The following is a 13,990-nucleotide window of genomic DNA, read 5'->3' as shown; positions in this document are numbered from 1 at the left end:
GCGCCCATGCTCGACTTCCTCGAACTGGAGGAGACGGTCGGCCGCGCCTGGCACAGGATGGTCGGCGGCACCGCGAGCTATCCGGTTCACGATGATCACGCCGTTGCACTGACCGAGGTGAGAGGCCGGCTCGCGGTGATGTTCCGCGCGCTCGGCGGCGAGACTGGGGTTCAGATCGCAAGCGCGGGCGCGCGAAAATCGGGGCACCGTCTCGGCTGGCGACAGCGCATCGGCCTCGGTGACGAGCGCCTCGAGCAGCCGGGTCGCGATGCCGCGACCATTTTCCTGCCCGATCGAATCTCGATCTTTCCCGACCGCGCGTTGAACGCGGCGCTCTATCGCTGGCTTGCGGCATGGTTCGCAGCCGCACCGATCGAGACGATCACGGAAGCCGATCCGCTGCGGCGGGATCTTCTGGTGTTGCGCCGGGCAAGTGAGACGGCGGTCTGGGTGCTCACGCAATTCCCCGGGCTTGTCGCCGATTACGCTCAGCTCGCCGCGGCAACCGCCGAGGCCCGGCCTCGTCGCCCCTTGCCACGCATCGAGCAGGAGGTCGAGCAGATCGTCTTGGCCTTGCTCGGCGCCGGAAAGGCCCCTGCGGGCAGACTGTGGCCGGCGATGATGGGGACGGGCCCGCTGCCGGACAAGGCGCCGCCGGGCTATCATTCGATCCTGCCGTGCCCGCTCTGGGGGGATTGCTGGACGCGCGAGCTCTCGCCCGCGCATGCGGGCGAGGACGAATGTGCGCCGGGCGCCGAGCCCGAGGCCCAGGACAATCGCAAGCGCTTTGCCGTCCGCGAGCGTGAGGATAATGCCAGCCGCCGCGATCCTTTCGTGCTCAACCGCTTCGAGAAGATCCTCGCGATGGCCGAGATGGTCAATGTCGACCGTCCGGCCGACGACAGTGAGGACGAGGATGCGCAGAAGGCGGCCGACGATCTCGAGGAGATCACGCTCAGCCGCCGCACCGGCAAGCCGGCGAGCCGGTTCAAGTTCGACCTCGACCTGCCGCCGGAAGCCCTCGATGCATCGCGGCTGAACGCGGGCCTCACCTATCCCGAATGGGATTACCGCAGCGGCTCCTATCTGCCCGATCATTGCCGCGTGCTGGCCGGTGCGGCCTCCGAGCACGGTGAGAGCTGGACGCCTGACGACGCCATGCGCCGGCACATCCGCCAGGTGCGCCGCCGCTTCGAGGTGTTGCGGCCGCGCCATGAATTGATGCGCGCTCAGGCCGACGGACACGACCTCGATCTCGACGCGCTGGTACGTGCGCGGTGCGACCTCCGCGCCGGCAGCGGCGGCAGCGGTCTTGATCGCATCCACGTCGCGATGCGCCCGCAAGGGCACGATCTCGCGGTCACGCTGCTCGTCGACGTCTCGCTGTCCACGGATGCCTGGGTCGACGGCTATCGCGTGCTCGACGTCGAGAAGGAGGCGCTGCTGGCGCTCACCCACGGGATTTCGGCCTGCGGCGATCACCACAGCATCCTCACCTTCACCTCGCGCCGGCGGTCCTGGGTGCGGCTCGAGACGGTCAAGGCCTTCGGCGAGCCGATGAGCGGGACGGTCGAGCGCCGCATCGGCGCGCTGAAGCCCGGCTATTACACGCGGATCGGCGCGGCGGTGCGCCACGCCGCGGCCGAGCTCGCCCGCCAGCCGCAGCGCAAGAAGCTGCTGCTCGTCCTCACCGATGGCAAGCCGAACGATGTCGACCATTACGAGGGCCGCTTCGCGCTCGAAGACACCCGCAAGTCGGTGCAGGAGGCGCGCCGGCTCGGCATCGCCGCCTTCGGCGTCACGGTGGACGCAACCGCGCAATCCTATTTCCCGACCCTGTTCGGCCGTGGCGGCTATGCCATCGTCGGGAACATCAAGCGGCTGCCCGCGGCGCTGCCGGCAATCTACCGGCAGGTCGCGCACTAATCCGGTCGCGCACTCATCCGGCGCGCCCCCGCGGCGCCCGGTCCCTCGGTGAACTATTGCTCATGGCTTGAGTATATGATCGTATGGCCGGATGGACCGCGGCCAGCCAAGACCCGATCTGATCATCTTCGATTGCGACGGCGTGCTCGTCGACAGCGAGCTGTTGAGCTGCCGATGCCTGTCCGAGGTGCTGGCCGAGTTCGGCATCGCGCTCAGCCAGGAGCAGGCGCTCGAGCTCTTTCTCGGGCGCAGCACCAAGGCGATCGAGCAGCATTATCGCGATCTCGGGCAGATCGTGCCCGACGGCTTTCTGCCGCGCCTGAAGTCGCAAGTGCTGTCGACGTTCGCAGCTTCGCTTGAGCCGATTCCCGGCATTGCCGGCGTGATGTCCGACCTATCCGTGCCGTTTTGCGTGGCCTCGTCCAGCGACCTCGACCGCGTCGCGCTCTCCCTCGACGTCACAGGCCTGCGGGCGCATTTCGGCGAGCGGCTCTACACCGCGCAGATGGTCCGGCATGGCAAGCCGGCGCCCGACCTCTTTCTCCTCGCGGCAGAAAAGATGAGAGTGCAACCTGCGCGCACGCTGGTGATCGAGGACAGCGTCAGCGGCGTCAAGGCCGGCAAGGCGGCCGGCATGACCGTCTGGGGATTTGTCGGCGGCAGCCATTACCGCGGACGCGACGGGCGGGCTATATTGTCCGAGGCGGGGGCCGATCGGGTCTTCGCGCGCATGAGCGATTTCTGGGAGGCGTGAGGCCCGCATGGCCGCCGAGAACGACAAGTCGCGACTCGACGATGCCGCGCGCGCCGGCTGGCTGTATTTCATCGCCGGTCACACCCAGGACGAGATCGCAAAGATGCTGCAGGTCTCGCGCGCCTCGGCGCAGCGGCTGGTGTCGCTGTGCCTTGCCGAGCGCCTCATCACCTTCCGGCTCGAACATCCCATCGCCGCCTGCATGGAGCTTGCGGCGCGCCTGAAGGAGCGTTTCGACCTTGCTCATTGCGAGGTGGTGCCCGCTGATCCCGCCGCGCCGCAGGCCACTGCAGGCATCGCCGAACGCTGCGCCAATCTGCTCGATGCGACGCTGCGTTCGGAGACGCCGGTGATCGTCGCGCTCGGCACCGGCCGGGCGGTGCGCGCTGCGGTCGAGCGCGTCACCCCGATCGACCGGCCCAATCATCAGATCGTCTCGCTGGTCGGCACCATCTCCGCGGACGGTTCGGCGAGCTTTTACGACACCGTCGGCCGACTCGCAGACCGCACGGGAGCGCGGCACTATCCGATGCCGCTGCCGTTCCTGATGTCGTCCGAGGACGAGCGCAACAAGATGGTCCGCATCGAGCCGATCGCCAAGGTGAAGGCGGTCGCGGCCAAGGCGGACTTGCGCCTCGTCGGTATCGGCCAGATGGACCAAAAGGCGCAGGTGCATGTCGACGGCTTCGTCACTCGCGACGAATTGTTCGAGATGATGCGGCTGGGTGCCATCGGCGAGATCACCGGCTGGGCCTATGATTCCAAGGGCCGCCTGCTCAAGGCCGGCACCAACAAGCGCCTCACCAGCATCCCGCCGGAAGTGCCGGCGAAGACCACGACCATCGCCGCCGCGGTCGGTGCCGCCAAGGTGCCGGCGATCGCGGCGGCGCTGAACGGCGGGCTGATCAACGGGCTGATTACCGACGAGACGACGGCAAGGGCGATTTTGGAGCGGTAGGCGGGCTTCGCACGGCAAAGGGACACGGCTCCCGCTCTCGCAAACGGGAGAGGTGAAGCAAGCCGCGGCGCTCGATCCGAACAACTACCGTCGCTTCTGCAACGCACGACCTCCCACCCCTCCCGCACCGCAGCACTCATAAGTTGCGCAAACGGCTTCGCGCCTGCTTGACAATCCTCCTCCCTTGCGTTGAACATACGCCCAACGCGTGGGCATATGCTCAAAACGCGAGTTTGAGGGAGGTCACCGTGAAACATGTCTTGGGCGCCGTCTGCGGCGCGTCTGTTCTGTTGTTGGCCGTCCCCGCGATGGCCGAAACGACCCTGACGATCGCCACCGTCAACAATGGCGACATGATCCGCATGCAGGGGCTGACGGCCGAGTTCACCAAGAAGTACCCGGATATCGCCGTGAAGTGGGTGACGTTGGAGGAGAACGTGCTGCGTCAGCGCGTCACCACCGACATCGCCACCAAGGGCGGTCAGTTCGACGTGCTCACCATCGGCACCTATGAGGTGCCGATCTGGGCCAAGAAGGGCTGGCTGGTGCCGCTCGCCAATCTCGGCGCCGATTACGACGTCGCCGACCTCTTGCCCAGGATCAAGGACGCGGTCACCGCCGACGGCAAGCTCTATGCCGCGCCGTTCTACGGCGAGAGCTCGATGGTGATGTATCGCACCGATCTGTTCGACAAGGCCGGCCTGAAGATGCCGGAGAAGCCGACCTGGGATTTCGTAGTCGATGCCGCGAAGAAGCTCACCGACAAGAGCGCCGGCACCTATGGCATTTGCCTGCGCGGCAAGGCCGGCTGGGGCGAGAACATGGCGTTCCTCTCCGCGATGGCCAATTCCTACGGTGCGCGCTGGTTCGATGAGAAATGGGAGCCGCAGTTCAACACGCCGGAATGGAAGACGACGCTCACGACCTACGTCAATCTGATGAAGGAAGCCGGCCCTCCCGGCGCAAGCTCCAACGGCTTCAACGAGAATCTGGCGCTGTTCAACGCCGGCAAATGCGCGATGTGGATCGACGCCACGGTGGCGGCGTCCTTCGTCACCAATCCGAAGGATTCCAAGGTCGCCGACAAGGTCGGCTTTGCGCTCGCGCCCAACACCGGGCTCGGCAAGAACGCCAACTGGCTGTGGGCCTGGAATCTCGCGATCCCCGCCGGATCCAAGAAGATGGAAGCCGCCGAGAAGTTCATCGCCTGGGCGACGAGCAAGGACTACACCAAGCTCGTGGCATCGAAGGAGGGCTGGGCCAACGTGCCGCCGGGCACGCGGACCTCGCTTTACAAGAACGATGAATATCTGAAGGTCGCCCCGTTCGCCAAGCTGACGCTGGCCTCGATCGACGCGGCCGATCCGAACAAGCCGACGGTGAAGCCGGTGCCTTATGTCGGCGTGCAATACGCTGCGATCCCCGAATTCCAGGGCATCGGCACCCAGGTCGGCCAGCAATTCTCCGCCGCGCTTGCGGGCTCGATGACGGTCGATGCCGCGCTGACCGCCGCGCAGTCCGCGACCGAGCGCGAGATGAAGCGCGCCGGCTACATCAAGTGAACCCGAGCTCTTCCTCCTGAGCTCAGACTTGCGGCCATCCAGCGTCATGGATGGCCGCCTTCTTCCCGCCAGTGGAGAAGCGTTGATGGCAACCCGGCAGACGCAGACTCTTGCGCGCTCGCTCCTGACGCCGGCCGTCGGGCTGCTGTTCATCTGGATGATCGTCCCGCTGGCGCTGACGATCTATTTCTCGACGCTGCATTACAGCCTGCTCGATCCCGGCTCGGAATCATTCGTCGGGCTGGAGAACTTCCGCTACTTCCTCACCGATCCCGCCTTCCTGGCCTCGCTCCAGAACACGCTGGTGCTGGTCGGCTCCGTGCTCGCGCTGACGATCCTGCTCGGCATTCCCCTGGCGCTCTTGATGGACCAGCCGGTCATCGGCCGCAATTTCGTGCGGCTGATGGTGATCGCGCCGTTCTTCGTGATGCCGACGGTGAGCGCGCTGGTCTGGAAGAATTTGTTGATGCACCCGGTGTCCGGCCTGTTCGCCTGGCTCGCCTCGCTGTTCCATCTGACGCCGATCGACTGGTTCAACGATTTGCCGCTGTTTGCCGTCATCCTGATCGTGACGTGGCAATGGCTGCCCTTCGCGACGCTGATCCTGCTCACCGCGCTGCAGTCGCTCGACGAGGAGCAGAAGGAGGCCGCCGAGATGGACGGCGCCAGCGCCGTCTCGACCTTCATCTACATCACGCTGCCGCACTTGGCGCGGCCCATCACCGTGGTGATCCTGATCGAGACGATCTTCCTGCTCACGGTCTTTGCGGAAATTTATGTCACTACGGGCGGTGGCCCGGGGCTGTCGACCACCAACATCGCTTTCCTGATCTATTCGCAGGCGCTGATCCAGTTCGACGTCGGCAGCGCCTCCGCGGGCGGCCTCGTCGCGGTGGTGATCGCCAATGTCGTCGCCTTCTTCCTCGTCCGCATCGTCGGCCGCAATCTGGAGGCTTGAAGCATGGCACGGATGGCGACGACGCGGCGGGTGGTGGTCTCGACGGCGGTGGCCTGGCTGTTCGGCTTCCTGATCTTCTTCCCGATTCTCTGGATGGTGCTGGCGAGCTTCAAGACCGAGCTGGAGGCCTTCGCCATCCCGCCATCCTTTCTGTTCTTCCACTGGACTACCGAAAACTATGCGACCGTGCAGGAGCGCAGCGACTATTTCCACCACGCCATGAACTCGGTCATCATCGCAGGCGGCTCGACGCTGATTGCGCTTCTGATCGCGATCCCGGCGGCCTGGTCGATGGCGTTCTCGCCGACCAAGCGCACCAAGGACATCCTGCTCTGGATGCTCTCGACCAAGATGATGCCGCCGGTCGGCGTGCTGGTGCCGATCTACCTGATCTACAAGACCTTCGGCCTGCTCGATTCCCGCATCGGCCTCGTCTTCATCCTGTGTCTCGGAAACTTGCCGATCGTGATCTGGATGCTGTTCACCTATTTCAAGGAGATCCCGCGCGACATCCTTGAAGCCGCGCGCATGGACGGCGCCACCATCGGCCGCGAGCTCGTCTACGTGCTGACGCCGATGGCGATCCCGGGGCTGGCTTCCACCATGCTGCTCAATCTGATCCTCGCCTGGAACGAGGCGTTCTGGACGCTCAACCTGTCCACCTCGAACGCGGCGCCCCTCACCACGTTCATCGCCTCCTATTCGAGCCCGGAAGGGCTGTTCTGGGCAAAGCTGTCGGCGGCCTCGACGCTGGCGATCGCGCCCATTCTCGTCCTCGGTTGGTTCAGCCAGAAGCAGCTCGTGCGCGGGCTCACCTTCGGCGCGGTGAAGTAGAGGGGCTGCCGGATCATGGGTCAGATCACACTTCAGGACGTGCAGAAATCCTTCGGCCCCGTGCACATCATCAAGGGCGCCGATCTCGAGATTGCCGATGGCTCCTTCGTGGTGTTTGTCGGTCCGTCCGGCTGCGGCAAGACCACGCTCTTGCGGCTGATCGCCGGACTCGAAGACGTCTCTGGCGGCAAGATCCTGATCGACGGCAAGAACGTCGTCGATACGCCGCCCGCCAAGCGCGGGCTGTCGATGGTGTTCCAGTCCTACGCGCTGTATCCGCATATGAGCGTGCGCGGCAATATCGGTTTCGGCCTGAAGATGGCGGGCCTCGCCAAGGACGAGATCAACCGCAAGGTCGAGGCCGCCGCCGCAACGCTTAACCTTACGCCCTATCTCGATCGCAAGCCGCGCGAGCTCTCCGGCGGCCAGCGCCAGCGCGTCGCGATTGGCCGCGCCATCGTGCGCGAGCCCAAGGCGTTCCTGTTCGACGAGCCCCTGTCCAACCTCGATGCGGCGCTGCGCGTGCAGATGCGAATCGAGGTGACGCGGCTGCAGAAGCAGCTCGGCACCACCGCGATCTACGTCACCCACGACCAGGTCGAGGCCATGACCATGGCCGACAAGATCGTCGTGCTCAACGGCGGCAAGATCGAGCAATATGGCTCGCCCCTGGAACTCTACGAGCGGCCGGCCAATCTCTTCGTCGCCGGCTTCATAGGTTCGCCCAAGATGAATTTCGTCACGGGCGAGCTCGCGTTGCAACGTGGTGCTGCCACCATCGGCGTCCGGCCGGAGCATCTCAAGATCGACCGCGATGGCACCGGAGGCTGGCAGGGGACCATCGCGGTGGCCGAGCATCTTGGCAGCGACACTTTCCTCTATGTCGATGCCGGCCCGCTCGGGATGCTGACCGCACGCTATATCGGTGAATTGAGCCTGCATGCCGGCGACCATGTGTCGCTGGTGCCGGACCCCGCGCGCATTCATCGCTTCGACTCGAGCGGCAACGCGCTTCGGAACTAACAAGAAAACGGCAAGAAACGGAAAGATCACCATGTACCTGGAAAAATTCAAGCTGAACGGCAAGACCGCGTTCATCACCGGCGGCGGGCAGGGCATCGGCCTTGGTTGCGCGGAAGCGCTGGCCGAAGCCGGCGCCAGGGTCATCATCGGCGACCGCGACAGCAAGGTCGCCGACAGCGCCAAGGCCAGCCTGAAGGCGAAGGGCTTTGACGTGGAGACCGCGATCATGGACGTGACCGACACCAAGCGCGTGGCGGAGGTCGCGAACGACCTTGTCGCCCGCCATGGCAAGGTCGACATCCTCGTCAACAATGCCGGCATCGCCCGCAGCGAAACCCCGGCGGAGACCGTGACCGACGAGCACTGGCTCAACGTCATCGACGTCAATCTCAACGGCACCTTCTGGTGCTGCCGCGAGTTCGGCAAGCACATGCTGAAGGCGAAAAGCGGCGCCATCGTCAATGTCGGCTCGATGTCCGGCTTCATCGTCAACAAGCCGCAGGAGCAGTGCTTCTACAATGCCTCCAAGGCGGGGGTGCATCATTTGACCAAATCGCTGGCCGCCGAATGGGGCGCGCGCGGCATCCGCGTCAATGCGGTGGCGCCGACCTATATCGAGACGCCGCTCAACGCTTTCGTGAAGAGTAACGCCAAAATGTACGACGCCTGGATCGGCGGAACCCCGATGGCGCGGATGGGGCAGGTCGAGGAGATCGCCTCGGTCGTGCTGTTCCTCTCGTCGGAGGCCGCGAGCCTGATGACCGGCAGCATCGTGCTGGTGGATGGCGGCTATACTTGCTGGTAGGCTCACCGTCAAAGCTGACGGAAAGCGACCGGGAGCGACAATGCCGCGAGCGTATATCGGCGTCGACGTGGGGACCACGAGCACGCGTGCCGGAGTGTTTGACGAGGCCGGCACGCTTTTGGCCACCGCCCGGCATCCGATCCGGATCTGGCACGAGGCCGGCGATATCGTCGAGCAATCGTCCCAGGACATCTGGGACGCCTGCGCGACATCGGTGCGGGCCGCGATGGCGGAAGCCGCCATCGCGCCCGACAGCGTCGGCGGCATCGGCTTTGACGCGACCTGTTCGCTGGTTGTCCTCGACAGGCAGGGCGAGCCGCTCACGGTCAGCGCATCCGGCGACAAGCAACGCAATGTCATCGTCTGGATGGATCATCGCGCCATCGCCGAGGCGCGGCTGATCAACGAGACCGAGGACGCCGTGCTGCGCTATGTCGGTGGCTCGATCTCGCCAGAGATGGAGATGCCGAAGCTGCTATGGCTGAAGCGGCATCTGCGCGCGAGCTTCGACGCCGCGGGCCACTTCTTCGATCTCGCGGATTATCTGACCTGGCGCGCGACCGGCTCGCTCCAGCGCTCGACCTGCACCGTCACCTGCAAATGGAACTATCTCGCCCATGATCGCGGCGGCTGGAGCGCGCAATTCTTCAAGCGCATCGGCCTGTCTGATTTCGTCAACGAGAAATACGCCCGCATCGGCACCGAGATCGTCGCCCCCGGCACGCGGCTCGGTGCGGGGCTCACCCGTATAGCTGCTGCCGAGCTCGGCCTGTCGCCGGGCATACCGGTCGGCGCTTCGCTGATCGATGCCCATGCCGGCGGCATTGGCGCGATCGGCGGCCGCGACGGATCGGGCGGGGCGAGCGATGTCAGTGACCGGCTTGCCTACATCATGGGAACGTCGGCCTGCATCATGGCGACGACGACGGAGCCGTGCTTCGTTCCCGGCGTGTGGGGGCCTTATTATTCCGGCATGGTTCCTGATTTCTGGCTCAACGAGGGCGGCCAGTCGGCCGCGGGGGCGGCGATCGACCATCTGCTCAAGTCGCATCCGGGCCACACCGAGGCGAGCGCGGCGGCGCGCAGCGAGGGCCTCGACCTCATCGACTTCCTCGAGCGCCGCATCATCGCGCGCGCAGGCAGCGCCAGCCGTGCCGCGCTGCTCGCCCGCGACATCCATGTTCTCCCCGAATTCATCGGCAACCGCTCGCCCTATGCCGACCCTGATACGCGCGCGGTGATCGCGGGCCTCGATCTCGACACCGACATCGCCGCGATGGAGCGGCTGTTCGTCGCCGGCCTGTGCGGGCTTGCTTATGGGCTCGCCGAGGTGATCGAGGCTTTTGCCGCGCATGGCGTTCGCTCCAGCATCATGATCATGGGGGGCGGTGCGAGCCGCAGCCCGCTGGTGCGGCAGATCATGGCGGATACGACAGGCCTCACCGTCGCGCTGCCTCAGACCAGGGAGCCGGTGCTGCTGGGGGCTGCGATGCTGGGGGCGGTGGCCGGCGGCGCCTATGCCTCGATCGGCGAGACCATGGCAAAGATGTCGGCGCTGGGACGGAAGAGCGAGCCGACCGCGCCCGACATGGCCGCGTTTCACACCCGCAAACGGGAGGTCTATAAGCTCCTGCGCGACGTCGATCGCGGCAGCCGCGCGGCGATGGCCGACATCGCGAGAGGTTGACGAACATGCTGATTGCCTGCGGTGACGCGCTGATCGATTTCGTGCCGACGCGAAATGCGCAAGGACGCGAGGCAGTGATGCCGGCCGTCGGCGGCTCCTGTCTCAACGTTGCCATCGGCATGGCCCGGCTGGGCGCACCCACCGGATTCGTCGGCGGCATCTCGACCGATATGTTCGGGCGGATGATCGCAGATCATGCGGCGGCCTCCAACGTCGACCTCAATCTCGCCACCCGCAGTGATCACCAGACCACGCTGGCTTTCGTCCGCATCGTCGCGGGCGAGACGCACTACGCCTTTTACGACGCGGGAACCGCGACGCGGAACTGGACCTACCAGCGCGGGACGATTCCGTTCGCGAATGTGGAAGCCGTTCATGTCGGCTCGACCACGCTCGTCAACGACCAGGGCGCGGCGGAGACGACAGCCCTGATCGCGGACGCGCGGGCGTCATCGACGGTCTCCTTCGATCCGAATTGCCGGCCCAATCTGGTCAAGGACAAGCCGGCTTACATGGCGCGCATGGCCGAGTTCGCTGGCCACGCCGATCTCATCAAGATGTCCGACGTCGACTTCGCCTATCTCTTCGGCGACGAGCCTTACGAGCAGCGGGCGAATGCGCTGCTCGGGCAGGGCACGAGCCTCGTCGTCATCACCCGCGGCAACAACGGCGCGATCGCGTGGCACGCGGGGGCAGGGCAGATCGAGGTCGCCGCGCCCAAGGTCGAGGTCGCCGACACGATCGGCGCGGGCGACAGTTTTCAGGCGGCGCTGCTCTTTGCCCTGCACAAGCAGAAGCGCATTGCCCGGAAAGCACTGAAAGACATCAATGTCGACGAGCTCCGCCGGGCGCTGTCCTTTGCCGCCAATTGCGCCGGCCTGACCTGCACCCGCCCGGGCGCCGATCCGCCCTGGAGCCGTGAGATCAATTGGAGCTGGTAGCGCCGCCTCACATCCGCGCAACGGCCTTCTCGGCGCATTTTATGAACCTGGAGATCAGCGGGCTCTGGGAGTCCCTCCGCCAGCACACCGCGATGTCAATGGAATCGGCCGCATCGCGCAGCGGCCTGAACACGATGCCGCGTGGCGCGCCGAGCTGGGCGCAGGCCGGCACGATCGCAAGACCTTCGCCGGCGAGCACCAGGCTCATCGCCGAATGCACCGTCTCCACCCGGCTCGCGATCGGCATCACGATCTGATGTCGGCGCAGCAGGGCCGCGACCGCCGAGGAGGCGGGATCTTGCTCCGGAGGCGGCAACGCGATCAGCGGACGGCCCTGCAACCGCGCCATCGGCACGGCGCCGAGACGTGCGAGCGGCGAGCGGATCGGCACTGCCAGCATAAATGGCTGCGCACCGATCCGAGCCACCTGGATCTCAGGATGGTTGATGGCCGGCATGCACAGCGCAACCGTGACGCTGCGGTCGAGCAGTCTGGCCTCGCGCGTCGATGCACTGAGCTCGGCAAAGTCGAGATCGACGCCCGGAACCGAGCGGCGCAGCTCAGGGATGAGCCGCGGCAGCATCGCATTCGCCAGGACGAACATGTAGCCGACCGAGAGCCGCCCGCGCTTGCCGGCGGCGACCGCGCGCGCGGCTTCGGCGCCGTCGACGGCCAGCGCCAGAGCTTCGCTCGCACGCGCCAGCAGCGCCTGGCCGGCCTCGGTCAGGTCCATGCCGCGGGTGCCGCGGCGGAACAGCGGCGCGCCGATCTCGGCCTCGAGCTTGCGGATCTGGACGGACAGCGGAGGCTGAGCCATCCGTAGCCGCTCGGCGGCCTTGCCGACGCTGCGTGTCTCGGCGACAGCGACGAAATAGCGGAGGCGGCGTAGATCCATTGGCATACCGAAAACGTATGGGTTGGCGACCAAAATCGTATTGGACGGCGAGTTAACAAAACTGTCATTCTCGCTGTCAATGCTTTGGGCCAACGACGGCCCGCTTCGGAGCGTGATGTGACGATGAACGGCGATCCCTGTCTGCTGTCCGCAACCGAACTGCGCGGCCTCATCGCCGAAAAGCGGATTTCCCCCGTCGACATCATCAGTGCCGTGCTCGCGCGCGCCGAGGCGCTCCAGCCCGAGCTGAACTGTTTCATCACGCTGTGTGGCGACGAGGCGATGGCGCAGGCGCGCGTCGCCGAGCGCAAAATAATGGCCGGCGAGCCGCTCGGCCTGCTCCACGGCATCCCCGTCACCGTCAAGGACATCGTCAACACCAAGGGCGTCAAGACCACCTTTGGCGCCGTTCCCTACAAGGACAATGTGCCGACCGAGGATGCCGTCGCGGTGGCGCGGCTGCGCAGCGAAGGCGCGATTCTGATCGGCAAGACCACGACGCCGGAATTCGGCAGCAAGTGCCTGACGGATTCGCCTTTGTTCGGTCGCACCCGCAATGCCTGGGACGCGTGCCGTTCCTCCGGCGGCTCCAGCGGCGGCGCGGCGGTGGCGGTGGCCAGCGGCATCGCGCCGCTCGCGATCGCGACCGACGGCGGCGGCTCGACGCGAATTCCCGCCGCCTGCAATGGCGTGGTCGGCTTGAAGCAGAGCAACGGTGTGATCCCGCACAGCCAGGCGCTGGATGTGTTCGGCAACCAGACCTATGTCACGCCGACCACGCGGACCGTCGCCGACACCGCGTTGATGATGCAGGCGATGGTAGGCGACGATGCCTGCGACCCCTGGTCGATCGGCGTTCCCGTGCCCGATTTCATCGGCACGGCCGCCCCGCGCGGCGATTTGCGCGGGCAGCGGATCCTGTACTGCCTGACGCCGCCGGGCCGTCCGGTGTCCGCCGAGGTCGCAGCCAGCTTCAAGGCGAGCCTCGACCGGCTGGCGGGGCTCGGCGCCGAGCTCGAGGAATTTTCCGGCGACGGTTTCGACATCGAGCCGATCTGGCGCGCCATCAACCACACGGTCTGGCGCACGCGCTTTGCAAAACTCGCAGCCGAGCACAAGGACGAGCTGAGCGAGGCCTTCCTCAAGCAGCTCGCGCTTGCGACCGAAGTCAGCGGCGTCGACTATCAGGAGGCGATGTTCGCGCGCACCGCGCTGTTTCGGCGCGTGCAATCGCTGCTTGCGCGCGGACACTTCCTGGCGATGCCGACGCTCACGCGCACCGCGCTGCCGATCAAGCAGGATCTGTTCGGCACCATCGAAATCGACGGAGCGCATTTCGACAGCGTCCGGCCGCATTGGTTCCCCTGGACCATGCCGTTCAACATGACCGGCCATCCCGCCGTCAGCCTGCCCTCTGGCTTCGGCCGCGACGGCCTGCCGATCGGGCTTCAGCTCGTCGGCCGCTTCCGTGCCGATGCGGAATTGCTGCGTGTCAGCGCACTGTTCGAAGCCTCGCACGACCTCCTGTCCCGCTGGCCGGCTTGAGGAGAGGGGCATGCAGCAAAGGGCTCGGGTGCAAAGGACTTGTGTGCAAAAGGCTTGCCTCAGCCGCCCGGACATGTTGATCGTGCCGCAGCTGAGCCCTGA

At 65.9% G+C, this 13,990-nt stretch carries 12 protein-coding genes; 11 read left to right on the top strand and 1 reads right to left on the bottom strand.

All coding sequences use genetic code 11. The features are described 5' to 3' along the window. Positions 1–6: 6 nt before the first annotated feature. The 10 genes from CIT37_RS26885 to CIT37_RS26840 all read left to right on the top strand — a co-directional run bounded on the left by CIT37_RS26885 (position 7) and on the right by CIT37_RS26840 (position 11,448). Complete coding sequence (locus CIT37_RS26885; protein WP_095426496.1) at positions 7–1,926, top strand: nitric oxide reductase activation protein NorD; 1,920 nt, start codon at positions 7–9, stop codon at positions 1,924–1,926. Between the two features lie 91 nt (positions 1,927–2,017). Beyond that, the gene (locus CIT37_RS26880; RefSeq protein ID WP_095426497.1) at positions 2,018–2,680 is read left to right on the top strand and encodes an HAD family hydrolase; all 663 of its coding nucleotides are present in this window, start codon (positions 2,018–2,020) and stop codon (positions 2,678–2,680) included. A 7-nt stretch (positions 2,681–2,687) separates the two neighbouring features. After that, the gene (locus CIT37_RS26875) at positions 2,688–3,638 is read left to right on the top strand and encodes a sugar-binding transcriptional regulator (RefSeq protein WP_028142407.1); all 951 of its coding nucleotides are present in this window, start codon (positions 2,688–2,690) and stop codon (positions 3,636–3,638) included. A gap of 308 nt (positions 3,639–3,946) precedes the next feature. Further along, positions 3,947–5,200, top strand: coding sequence for an ABC transporter substrate-binding protein (locus tag CIT37_RS26870; RefSeq protein ID WP_244439128.1), 1,254 nt, complete (start codon positions 3,947–3,949; stop codon positions 5,198–5,200). 85 nt (positions 5,201–5,285) lie between these two features. Continuing rightward, entirely contained in the window at positions 5,286–6,158 is an 873-nt protein-coding gene (locus CIT37_RS26865; RefSeq protein ID WP_038947890.1) for a carbohydrate ABC transporter permease, read from the top strand. Positions 6,159–6,161: 3 nt separating this feature from the next. Continuing rightward, the gene (locus tag CIT37_RS26860) at positions 6,162–6,992 is read left to right on the top strand and encodes a carbohydrate ABC transporter permease (protein ID WP_028142410.1); all 831 of its coding nucleotides are present in this window, start codon (positions 6,162–6,164) and stop codon (positions 6,990–6,992) included. A gap of 15 nt (positions 6,993–7,007) precedes the next feature. Continuing rightward, positions 7,008–8,015 carry an ABC transporter ATP-binding protein gene (locus CIT37_RS26855; RefSeq protein WP_038947891.1) on the top strand — a complete coding sequence of 336 codons (1,008 nt, stop codon included), beginning with the start codon at positions 7,008–7,010 and terminating at the stop codon, positions 8,013–8,015. A 31-nt stretch (positions 8,016–8,046) separates the two neighbouring features. Continuing rightward, on the top strand, positions 8,047–8,820 hold the full coding sequence (locus CIT37_RS26850) for an SDR family NAD(P)-dependent oxidoreductase (RefSeq protein WP_095426498.1): 774 nt from the start codon (positions 8,047–8,049) through the stop codon (positions 8,818–8,820). Between the two features lie 40 nt (positions 8,821–8,860). After that, positions 8,861–10,507 carry an FGGY-family carbohydrate kinase gene (locus CIT37_RS26845; RefSeq protein ID WP_095426499.1) on the top strand — a complete coding sequence of 549 codons (1,647 nt, stop codon included), beginning with the start codon at positions 8,861–8,863 and terminating at the stop codon, positions 10,505–10,507. Between the two features lie 5 nt (positions 10,508–10,512). Then, positions 10,513–11,448: a carbohydrate kinase family protein gene (locus CIT37_RS26840; protein WP_038947893.1), complete on the top strand. Its 936-nt coding sequence runs from the start codon at positions 10,513–10,515 to the stop codon at positions 11,446–11,448. Between the two features lie 7 nt (positions 11,449–11,455). On the opposite strand, the gene CIT37_RS26835 is transcribed toward CIT37_RS26840, so the two are convergent. Beyond that, positions 11,456–12,343 carry a LysR family transcriptional regulator gene (locus CIT37_RS26835; RefSeq protein ID WP_028142415.1) on the bottom strand — a complete coding sequence of 296 codons (888 nt, stop codon included), beginning with the start codon at positions 12,341–12,343 and terminating at the stop codon, positions 11,456–11,458. Between the two features lie 123 nt (positions 12,344–12,466). On the opposite strand from CIT37_RS26835, the gene CIT37_RS26830 reads away from it, so the two are divergent. Next, on the top strand, positions 12,467–13,888 hold the full coding sequence (locus tag CIT37_RS26830; protein WP_161966554.1) for an amidase: 1,422 nt from the start codon (positions 12,467–12,469) through the stop codon (positions 13,886–13,888). Positions 13,889–13,990: the final 102 nt, after the last annotated feature.

The sequence above is a fragment of the Bradyrhizobium ottawaense genome, from assembly GCF_002278135.3.
Lineage (GTDB): Bacteria > Pseudomonadota > Alphaproteobacteria > Rhizobiales > Xanthobacteraceae > Bradyrhizobium > Bradyrhizobium ottawaense.
The sequence above is the reverse complement of the archived record's forward strand: the minus strand, read 5'-3'. Positions and strand labels throughout refer to the sequence as shown.